The organism is Halomonas sp. A29, from assembly GCF_046723295.1.
In the GTDB taxonomy this organism is placed as follows: Bacteria; Pseudomonadota; Gammaproteobacteria; order Pseudomonadales; family Halomonadaceae; genus Halomonas.
Genome location: NZ_JAXQPR010000029.1, coordinates 1 through 1,700, shown reverse-complemented (window position 1 = coordinate 1,700; position 1,700 = coordinate 1). Strand labels below are relative to the sequence as shown.

At 62.5% G+C, this 1,700-nt stretch carries 1 protein-coding gene and 1 pseudogene; both read left to right on the top strand.

Annotation, left to right across the window (positions count from 1 at the left end; all coding sequences use genetic code 11):
- A pseudogene (locus tag SPH52_RS22415) lies at positions 1 to 390 on the top strand (chemotaxis protein); the annotation flags it as partial.
- A gap of 45 nt (positions 391 to 435) precedes the next feature.
- Positions 436 to 1,700, top strand: a 1,265-nt coding sequence (locus SPH52_RS22410; protein WP_411797267.1) for a PAS domain-containing protein, incomplete at its 3' end; no start/stop codon positions are given.

Here is a 1,700-nt window from a genome sequence, read left to right as displayed (position 1 = left end):
GCCTCGCAGCGGGTCAACGACATCATGGGCGAGATCACGGCGGCCTCCGAGGAGCAGAGCAGCGGTATCGGCCAGATCAACCAGGCCATCACCGAGATGGATCAGGTGACCCAGCAGAACGCCGAGCGCGTGCAGCAGAGCGCGCGGGCGGCCAGCGACCTGCAGCACCAGGCGGAGCAGCTGGCGCAAGCCATTCGTGTTTATCGTCTGCGGGGTGCCGGTGCCGAGAAGGTTCCTGGCCCATCACAAGAAGCCGTAGAGCTTCACCCAGCCGGTGCAGCAAGAAATTCGGTATCCACGCCAGCCTCGCAGCACGATCCGCTGCCTGCCAAACGGACATCGGCCAAGGCGCACCGGCCGTCGTCCGAAGAGGAGTGGGAGGCGTTCTAAGCAAAGCAATACCGGGGACTCACGAGGCGGCAAAGGATAATAACGATGCGCGACAATCAACCAGTTACACAGCGAGAATTCCCTCTGGGCGATGAGCACCTTCTCATCACCCGGACGGACCTGGAAGGGCGGATCACCTATGCCAACTCGGCGTTTCTGGAGGTCAGTGGTTACTCTCATGAAGAAGTGATCGGGGCGCCGCATAACCTGATTCGTCATCCTGACATGCCGCCCGGGGCCTTCGCCGACCTGTGGAAGACCATCAAGAATGGGGACACCTGGCAGGGGGTGGTCAAGAATCGCCGCAAGGATGGAGACCACTACTGGGTGCAGGCAACGGTCACGCCGATCTTCGAGGATGGCAAGTGTCAGGGCTATACCTCGGTGCGCACTCGGGTCGAGCCGGCCATCGCCGAGGCGGCGGCGCGCGCTTATGCACAGCTTCGGGAAGGGCGCGGGAAACTGGCCCTCAGGAAAGGCCAGTTGGTGCGCCGTGGCCTGCTGGGCGCGCTCTCCCGGCTCAATGTGCATACCATCCGTGCCAAGCTGGTCACGCTGACGCTGGTTCCCGTACTGCTGCTGCTGCTCAGTGGCGGCGTGGGGCTCTATGGCCTCAAGGTATCGGGCGATCGGGTCGCTTACCTCAACACCAATGGCGTGCAGGACATTGCCCACCTGCAGCGCATCGATCAACTGCTGAGCCAACTGATGGTCGACCTGGAAAGGCCGGTGCGTAACCCACGGGCGCTACGCATGGAGCAGATCCAGGGGCTCGCCGACGAGATCGAGGGTGTCGTACAACGCATCAACGCTTCATGGGCCAGCTTTCTCGGTGGTGAGGACATGGCCCAGCCGGAGGTCGAAGCACTGGACGGCCAGCTTATGGTTGCCATTGACGATGGTATCCGGCCTACGGTACGGGCGTTGATTGATGGCAGCGGCTTTGCCGCCTATGAGGCCTACAACGATGTGCTGCGACCGGAAGTGGAAGCCATCGGCCAGAGCATCGTCGTATTGATAGAGGGCAAGCTCGATTATGCCGACCAACTGGCCGAAGAGGCTCAGCGCGGCCAGGCCATGATGTTGACGGGCCAGATCGCGGCACTGACAGTCGGTATCCTGTTCCTGGTCCTGCTGGGCACCTGGACCATGCGGGCAATCACGCGACCGGTAAGCCGTGCCGTGGACTTCACCCTGCAGATCGCCTCGGGCAACCTGGCGGTAGCGACGCCGAAGCAGAGCCGTGACGAGATTGGCGCTCTGCTGGGCTCGCTGGACACCATGCGCAAGAGTCTCTACAGCACCACCCA